Raw genomic sequence first — 8,251 nt, forward strand, 5'->3', positions numbered from 1 at the left:
ACACGCCTCTCCGTACATGAGCAAGTTATAAAACCATAAAATAGAAATGAGAAAAGGCAGGCTCTAGACAGAATAGTATGTTTAAACAACAAACCCCTGCCAGGTCTAAGCCTAACAGGGGTTTGTTATAATTTATAATATATCGATTAACGTACGATAGTTTCTGTTCTATCAGGTCCTAAAGACACAATTGTGATAGGCACTCCTGTTTCTTTTTCAATATATTCAATATAAGCAACTAACTCGGAAGGCAGGTTACGATACTCTTTAACGTCCCTCACATCCTTAGCCCAACCTTTAAAGGTTTTATAAACTGGTGTTATCTCTTCATCCAAAAGTTGGAATGGCATCTCTTCAGTTAGTGTTCCGTCTGAAAGTTTATAATGAGTACAAACTTTCAATTCATCTAGAATACTTAAAACATCGGCCTTCATCATAAAGAGTTGGGTTACTCCATTGATCATGATGGCATATTTAAGCGCTGGTAAATCTAGCCAGCCACATCTTCTAGGGCGACCAGTTGTAGCTCCAAACTCGTGGCCTTCATCTTGGATTCTTTTTCCAACCTCATCAAACAGTTCGGTTGGGAACGGCCCACCTCCCACGCGAGTACAATATGCTTTGAAAATCCCAAAGACTTCTCCAATGTTTCTTGGCGCAACGCCAAGGCCTGTACAAGCTCCGGCTGTCATAGTATTCGAACTTGTCACATAAGGATAGCTTCCAAAGTCGATATCGAGCAAAGAGCCTTGCGCCCCTTCTGCCAAAACAGTTTGGCTTGAACGAATACATTCATTGATCACATATTCACTGTTCACCAAATTGAAATCTCTAAGGAAGTTAATTGCCTCAATGAATGGCGCTTCTGCTTCTTCCAGGTCATACTCAAAATCGTAGTGGCTCAAAATGTTTTGATGCTTCTTTACCAAGTTACGATACCTACCTTCAAAATCTGGAGCCACTATATCACCTACACGAATTCCGTTACGTGCAACTTTGTCTTGATAAGAAGGGCCAATCCCTTTTAGAGTAGACCCAATTTTATCTTTTCCTTTAGACTGTTCATAAGCTGCATCTAAAAGCTTATGTGTTGGCAGAATAAGTTGTGTCTTTTTAGAGATGAAAAGGTTCTTTTTAAAATCAATATTGAATTTAGAAAGGCCTTCTATTTCTTTTTTGAAAACGATTGGGTCGAGTACTACTCCATTTCCGATTATGTTTCTTATTCTTTCACGGAATATACCTGAAGGAATTTGATGTAATACGTGTTTATGACCGTCAAACTCAAGCGTATGACCAGCGTTTGGCCCGCCTTGGAATCTGGCAACAACATCGTATTTTGGAGCTAGTACATCAACTACTTTTCCCTTGCCTTCGTCTCCCCATTGCAAGCCTAAGAGTACATCAACCTTCATTCTAGTTTTCTGATTTTAATTTTAATATTGCCTCGTCCACAGTTTTTTCAATATTGAATATGGCATTCAGCTTGGTTATTATTAATAACTTTTTCACATGCTCGGAAGGGTTTACAATACATACTTCCCCGCTTTGATTTCTAAACTTAGTGAGAATAGTGATTAAAACACCGATTCCGCTACTGTTAATATATTTTACTTCGTTAATATCGATTATGCAATATTTTACGCCTTCACTGATCGCCTTTTCGGCTTCTTTAAGTAAGGCACCTCCTACTTCTTCACCTATAAGATTTCCCTTTAGTGAAATTACCAATGCTTCAGAATCTATTTTTGAACTATAATCCATACTAACTTAATTTTAATTATCGGACTCTGATTTCTTTTTTGGCTTCGCGAAGAAATAGAGTGTATGGTGCATGATTTCAATATCAAACATTTCTTCGAGTGTGTTTTTGATGTTTTGTATTCGTGGATCACAGAACTCAAGCACTTCGGTTGAGTCTAACATTAAGATATGATCGTGCTGTTTAAAACCGTAGGATTTTTCGTATTGCGCCAGATTCTTTCCAAACTGATGCTTACTGACTAAATCACACTCTACCAGTAAATCTAAAGTGTTGTATACCGTTGCCCTTGAAACACGATAGTTTTTGTTCTTCATTGAAATGTAGAGTGATTCCACATCAAAATGCCCTCCTCTGGAATAAATTTCCTCAAGAATGGCGAACCTTTCAGGCGTCTTCCTAAGTGCTTTGTTTTCCAAAAAAGCAGTAAAAATCTTCTTTACTTGTTCAAATACCTCAGGCTTTAACGACATACTTCTCGCGCATCAAAGTGCAAATATATAACTCTAAACTTATTTCACTCATTAGGATTGAATCTATCGGAAATTAACTCCAATAGATATGGAAAGAAAAGAGTCTAAACATTAGACATTAGTAGACCCAACAAGGAAGTAATCTGTATTGTTCTTATTTTAAATCTTTTGATTCGAAACGAGTCACTTTCATTACTCCATTGATTTTTTCTAGTCTACGGCTCATGTCATCTAGGTGTTTTGTATTATTGATGTACAACATGATTTGTCCATCAAAGATTCCGGTTTCGGTATCGATACTAATGGAGCGCATGTTCACTTTCAATTCACTAGAAATTAAATCTGTTACATCGCGCATCAGACCTACCCTATCGGTACCAATAATACGAAGTCCCGCCAAAAACGCATTTTGCTGTTCAGACATCCATTTGGCTTTTACTATTCTATTGCCATGATTAGAAAGTAATTCTGGAGCATTCGGACATGTTGTTCTATGTATTTTAATCCCTTCATTTACGGTTACAAAGCCGAAAACATCATCGCCTGGAATTGGATTACAGCATTTGGCAAGACGGTAATCCACCATGTCCATATCTTCCCCAATCAGAAGAATGTCTTTTCCGGTGGTTTTTATTTTGCTGAAGTCATCACTAAAATCGCTCAACTCCTCTGTTTTGGCGCGCTGAGATTTGGTATTGACCTTAAACTCTTTGTATTTCTTAATTTCAGAAGGGTCGATAATGCCCTTGCCTACTTTATAATAAAACTCGGTAACGGTTTTTTCTTCGAAGAAAGCGCGCAGCTGGTTTGCCACATCACCATCGAAAGGGATTTTCATTTGTTTAAGCTTGCGCTGAACAATCTCCTTTCCATCGATAGCTGCCTGTTTTTTAAACTCTTTTAGGCTGTCTTTAATTTTAGACCTGGCCTTGGAAGTTACTACAAACCGTAACCAATCTTCATTCGGTTTCTGTTTAGAAGAAGTGAGTACCTCAATCTGATCCCCATTCTTAATCTCGTAATTTAACGGAACTAGTTTATTGTTGACTTTCGCTCCTAAACATTTTGCACCAACCTCTGTATGAATATCGAAAGCAAAGTCTAAAGCCGTAGCCCCAGCTGGTAATATTTTTAAATCGCCTTTAGGAGTAAATACAAAAACTTCGTCACTGAAAAGATTTGCTCTAAAGTCATCTACAAACTCAATCGCGTTTGTATCGTTTTGCTCTAGCATATCTCTGACTTTCTGAATCCACAACTCTAAGCCAGACTCGTGAGATGTAGGTGCTCCATCTTTGTACTTCCAATGCGCAGCATATCCTTTCTCAGCAATTTCATCCATACGCTTTGCCCTAATCTGCACTTCTACCCATCGTCCAGTTCTACTCATTACTGTAGTATGAAGTGATTCATAGCCATTGGCTTTTGGAGTGCTAATCCAATCACGAAGCCTATCAGGGTTCGGTGTATAAAAATCAGTCACAATAGAATACACCTGCCAACAGGCTGCTTTTTCATGTTCGGGATCGGTATCTACAATAATTCGGATAGCAAACAGATCATACACCTCTTCGAAAGGGATATTCTGTTTTTTCATTTTATTCCAAATGGAATAAATAGATTTTGGACGCCCTTTTACCTCAAAGCTAATTCCGGTACGGTTAAGTTCTTCTTGAATTGGTGCTACAAAGCTTCGGATGAACCTACTACGAGAAGACTTACTCTCGGCAATTTTTGACGCTATTTCAGCATACACATCTTCTTCGGTATATTTCAACCAAAGGTCTTCGAGTTCAGATTTTATAGCATAGAGTCCTAATCGGTGAGCAAGCGGTGCATATATATATATAGTCTCAGAAATAATTTTCAGTTGCTTGTGACGAGGCATGCTCTCTAGGGTTCTCATATTATGAAGCCTATCGGCAAGCTTTACCAATATTACCCTTACGTCTTCGGAAAGCGTTAGTAGCATTTTTCTGAAATTCTCAGCCTGTTGGGAGCTACCGTGATCAAATACTCCCGAAATCTTGGTAAGCCCATCAATTATTTTGGCCACTTTGGGTCCAAAATCAGCATTGATCTCATCTAACTCAATTTCTGTATCTTCTACTACATCGTGAAGAAGTGCCGCTACAATTGAAGTTGTACCCAGCCCAATCTCTTCTACACAAATTTGAGCAACAGCCAAGGGGTGATAAATATAGGGCTCACCCGATTTTCTTCGCATTTCTTTATGCGCCTCGAGCGAAGTATTAAATGCCTTCTTAATTAGTTTGGCATCATCGTCCTTTAAAAAAGGCTTTGCTCTGCGTAATAGCTTACGATATCTTCTAATAATTTCCTTTCGTTCCTCTTCTGCATCAACCGCTATCATATGTTAAAATTAGCCTCCGTAATTTTCGATCAATAATATTTATAAAAAAAGATTTTTAGCTATTGAATTATTTCTCTTTTAGTGTACCTTTGCAGTCGCATTTAACAATCGCACGCGGATGTGGCGAAATTGGTAGACGCACTAGACTTAGGATCTAGCGCCTTACGGCATGGGGGTTCGAGTCCCTCTATCCGCACAAATAAACCCTCGATCTTCCGATTGGGGGTTTTTTATTCGTACCAACAAAAATTGACAGGTTTTGGATATCACGTTAGACAAAAAAGCTTCAAATGTCGCTTCAATTAAAGTTAAATTAAATGAAGCAGATTACCAATCAAAGGTAGCAGACAAAATTAAAGACTACGGAAAAAAGGCACAGATCAAAGGCTTTAGAGCTGGAAAAGTACCTAAAAGCCTTATCGAAAAGATGTACGGAAAGTCTATCCTAGTAGAAGAAATCAACCATTTAGTAGGGCATGCTATTCAAGACTACATTCGTGAAAACGACTTGAAGATTCTAGGAGAGCCACTTCCAAATCAACAACAAATCGAATCTGTAGACTGGGACACTCAGACAGATTTCGAGTTTGAGTACAACATTGGATTGGTAGATGAGTTCGCTTTAGCGCTTGATAAAAAAATCAAAGTAACGTCATATACGATTACAGCAGACGATAAAGTTCTTGATGAATCAATTGATAACGTAAGAACTCAGTTTGGTAAAATGACCAATCCTGAGGTAAGCGAAGAAGGTGATTTACTTTACGGAACCCTGAAGCAAGAGAATGGTGACATTGAAAACGACACCACGATTGACCCTTCTGATTTCACTAAAACCAACGCAAAGAAATTTGTAGGCAAAAAATCAGGTGATGAAATTAAAGTCAACCTTAAGAAACTCTTCAAGGATGACGCTCAAGTAGCTTCTCATTTGGGAAAAACTGCTGATGAAGTAGCTGACTTAGATGACGCTTTCGTTTTTGTTGTGAAAAATATCAACAGAAAAGAAGTTGCTGAATTAGATCAAGAGCTTTTCGATAAAACTTTCGGCCCTAACACTGTTTCAACAGCAGAAGAGTTTAGAACAAAAGTGAAAGAAACCATCGAAGCTAATTACGCTCGCGAAACAGACGCTTTCTTAAACAAAACAATTCAAGACGAATTGATCAAAGTTACCAAAATCAACTTGCCAGATGAGTTCTTGAAAGAATGGTTGAAAGTAACAGGCGAAGGCAAAGTAACTGATGCGGACCTTGAAAACGAGTATGAAATCTACGCTGATCAATTGCGTTGGAACTTGATTTCTAGTCAAATCGCCAAAGAAAATGAGCTAAAGCCAGAGCATGCCGATATTCAAGAAGCTACACGTGCTATGATCGCCCAGCAATTTGCAGGTTCGGGAATGGGTCAGTTTGCAGAGCAAATGGATTCGTTTGTGGAACATTACCTTAAAGGTGAGAACGGTCAGAACTACATGAAAATGGCCGAGCAAGTACAAGAGGCGAAAGTTATGGAGTTGATCAAAGAGAAAATCGAGATCAAATCTAAAGAAGTCGATGTAGAAAAATTTAAGGACATCGTTCAGAACTAAACGAATAACAACCTTGTTAAAATTAAAGTCCTTTGAACGAAGGGCTTTTTTTTTAAATTTGTTCAGTTCAATTCTCTAATAAAAACATGATAGATAAAAACGAATTCAGAAAATATGCCATTCACAACCAAGGTGTGAGTGGAACAGCGATTGACGATTATTCTAATTATATCCAGAATATGACCCGATCGGTTATCGAAGAAAGACCAACGAGATTTGCCGAAATTGACGTGTTTTCACGATTAATTATGGACAGAATCATCTTTTTAGGGATGGGGGTTGACGATAATATCGCCAATATTATTACTGCTCAATTGTTATTCTTAGAGTCAGTAGACCCTAAAAGAGATGTGTTGATGTATATTAACAGTCCAGGCGGGTCGGTTTACGCTGGTTTAGGTATTTACGACACTATGCACTATGTTGGGCCAGACGTAGCTACTATTTGTACTGGCTTGGCAGCTTCTATGGGAGCGGTGCTATTGGCAGGAGGAGCAGCAAACAAAAGAGCCGCTTTACCGCATTCTAGAATTATGATCCACCAACCAATGAGTGGAATGCAGGGTCAAGCTTCTGACATGGAGATTTCATTGAAACAAACGTTGGAAGTAAAAAAAGACCTTTACAATATTCTATCGAGTCATTCTGGCCAAACTTACAAGAAGATTGAGCAAGATTCAGACAGAGACTATTGGATGAGAGCTTCAGAAGCTAAAGAGTACGGATTAATTGATGAGGTCTTGATTAGGCCTAAAAAATAAGATTATGGCAGAAGTAACCTGTTCCTTTTGTGGAAGAAATAAGAAAGATGTAGACCTGATGATTTCAGGGATTCATGCGCACATTTGTAATCATTGTATTACTCAAGCGAATCAAATTCTTTCAGAGGAATTAAAAACAAAAAATGCTGAAGAGTCTACGCCTAGATTCAATGTAATAAAACCGATGGAGATGAAGAAACATCTCGATCAGTACGTTGTTGGGCAAGACGAAGCTAAAAAGGTTATTTCTGTAGCGGTTTACAATCACTATAAACGATTGACTCAACAAAAGATTGATGACGAAATCGTGATTGAAAAATCAAATATTATTATGGTTGGGGAAACGGGCACAGGTAAAACTTACATTGCCCGTACCCTTGCCAAAATTCTTCAGGTACCATTCTGTATTGCCGATGCTACCGTATTAACAGAAGCCGGTTACGTGGGTGAAGACGTAGAAAGCATTCTTACCAGACTACTACAAGCTGCCAATTACGATGTAGAGGCTGCCGAAAGAGGCATTATTTACATTGACGAAATTGATAAAATTGCCAGAAAATCGGACAACCCATCTATTACTAGAGATGTAAGTGGCGAAGGCGTTCAACAGGCGCTTTTAAAATTATTAGAAGGAACCAATGTTAACGTCCCCCCTCAGGGCGGAAGAAAACATCCTGACCAGAAAATGATCTCAGTAAATACTGAAAACATACTTTTCATTTGCGGTGGAGCCTTCGATGGTATTCAAAGACATATTGCTAGCCGACTGAATACTCAGCCACTTGGCTTTATATCAGCCCAAGATGATAAGATTGATTACGACAGAGAAAACTTACATCAATACATCAATGCCCAAGATTTGAAAAACTTTGGTCTGATACCGGAGTTGATTGGACGTTTGCCAATTGTTACCTTCTTGAATCCATTGACCAACGAGATTCTTAAAGACATTTTAACCAACCCTAAGAACGCGCTCACAAAGCAGTATACTAAGTTGTTTGAAATGGAAGAAAAAGAACTTGTTTTTGACCCTTCTGCATTAGACTATATTGTTGAAAAAGCACTAGAGTACAAATTGGGGGCGCGTGGTTTAAGGTCAATTTGTGAGGCAATTATGACAGACGCAATGTTTGAAATGCCTTCTGACACTAAAAACAATAGGCTCGAAATTGATTTAGAATACGCTAAAGAAAAGCTAGAGAAATCGAAGTTTAAGAAGCTGAAGGTGGCTTAAATCAGGTAATCAGGTAATCAGGTAATCAGGTAATCAGGTAATCAGGTAATCAGGTA

7 protein-coding genes and 1 tRNA gene are annotated in these 8,251 nt (G+C 38.4%); 4 read left to right on the plus strand and 4 right to left on the minus strand.

From position 1 onward, the window contains the following. Positions 1-146 precede the first annotated feature (146 nt). From MB14_RS09025 to MB14_RS09040, 4 genes are all read right to left on the minus strand, one after another. Entirely contained in the window at positions 147-1,415 is a 1,269-nt protein-coding gene (locus MB14_RS09025; RefSeq protein WP_062591248.1) for an adenylosuccinate synthase, read from the minus strand. Position 1,416: 1 nt separating this feature from the next. Further along, entirely contained in the window at positions 1,417-1,764 is a 348-nt protein-coding gene (locus MB14_RS09030) for an STAS domain-containing protein (RefSeq protein ID WP_062591249.1), read from the minus strand. 12 nt (positions 1,765-1,776) lie between these two features. Beyond that, positions 1,777-2,235, minus strand: a complete 459-nt coding sequence (locus MB14_RS09035) for a Fur family transcriptional regulator (protein WP_053225085.1) — start codon at positions 2,233-2,235, stop codon at positions 1,777-1,779. Positions 2,236-2,389: 154 nt separating this feature from the next. Then, the gene (locus tag MB14_RS09040) at positions 2,390-4,609 is read right to left on the minus strand and encodes a RelA/SpoT family protein (RefSeq protein WP_062591250.1); all 2,220 of its coding nucleotides are present in this window, start codon (positions 4,607-4,609) and stop codon (positions 2,390-2,392) included. Between the two features lie 114 nt (positions 4,610-4,723). Between MB14_RS09040 and MB14_RS09045 the strand changes: the two genes are divergently transcribed. The 4 genes from MB14_RS09045 to clpX all read left to right on the plus strand — a co-directional run bounded on the left by MB14_RS09045 (position 4,724) and on the right by clpX (position 8,195). Then, positions 4,724-4,805, plus strand: a tRNA-Leu gene (locus MB14_RS09045). Positions 4,806-4,868: 63 nt separating this feature from the next. Further along, complete coding sequence (tig, locus tag MB14_RS09050) at positions 4,869-6,200, plus strand: trigger factor (protein ID WP_062591251.1); 1,332 nt, start codon at positions 4,869-4,871, stop codon at positions 6,198-6,200. 86 nt (positions 6,201-6,286) lie between these two features. Continuing rightward, complete coding sequence (locus tag MB14_RS09055) at positions 6,287-6,961, plus strand: ClpP family protease (RefSeq protein ID WP_053225082.1); 675 nt, start codon at positions 6,287-6,289, stop codon at positions 6,959-6,961. Positions 6,962-6,965: 4 nt separating this feature from the next. Beyond that, positions 6,966-8,195, plus strand: a complete 1,230-nt coding sequence (gene clpX, locus MB14_RS09060) for an ATP-dependent Clp protease ATP-binding subunit ClpX (protein ID WP_062591252.1) — start codon at positions 6,966-6,968, stop codon at positions 8,193-8,195. The last annotated feature ends 56 nt before the right edge of the window (positions 8,196-8,251 follow it).

This window comes from Roseivirga ehrenbergii (assembly GCF_001593005.1).
GTDB classification, from domain to species: domain Bacteria; phylum Bacteroidota; class Bacteroidia; order Cytophagales; family Cyclobacteriaceae; genus Roseivirga; species Roseivirga ehrenbergii.

Excerpts from the sequence above, each read along its gene's own strand:
- MB14_RS09025 (WP_062591248.1), bottom strand. The coding sequence starts at position 1,415 with ATGAAGGTTGATGTACTCTTAGGCTTGCAATGGGGAGACGAAGGCAAG.
- MB14_RS09030 (WP_062591249.1), bottom strand. The coding sequence starts at position 1,764 with ATGGATTATAGTTCAAAAATAGATTCTGAAGCATTGGTAATTTCACTA.
- MB14_RS09035 (WP_053225085.1), bottom strand. The coding sequence starts at position 2,235 with ATGTCGTTAAAGCCTGAGGTATTTGAACAAGTAAAGAAGATTTTTACT.
- MB14_RS09040 (WP_062591250.1), bottom strand. The coding sequence starts at position 4,609 with ATGATAGCGGTTGATGCAGAAGAGGAACGAAAGGAAATTATTAGAAGA.
- MB14_RS09055 (WP_053225082.1), top strand. The coding sequence starts at position 6,287 with ATGATAGATAAAAACGAATTCAGAAAATATGCCATTCACAACCAAGGT.
- clpX (WP_062591252.1), top strand. The coding sequence starts at position 6,966 with ATGGCAGAAGTAACCTGTTCCTTTTGTGGAAGAAATAAGAAAGATGTA.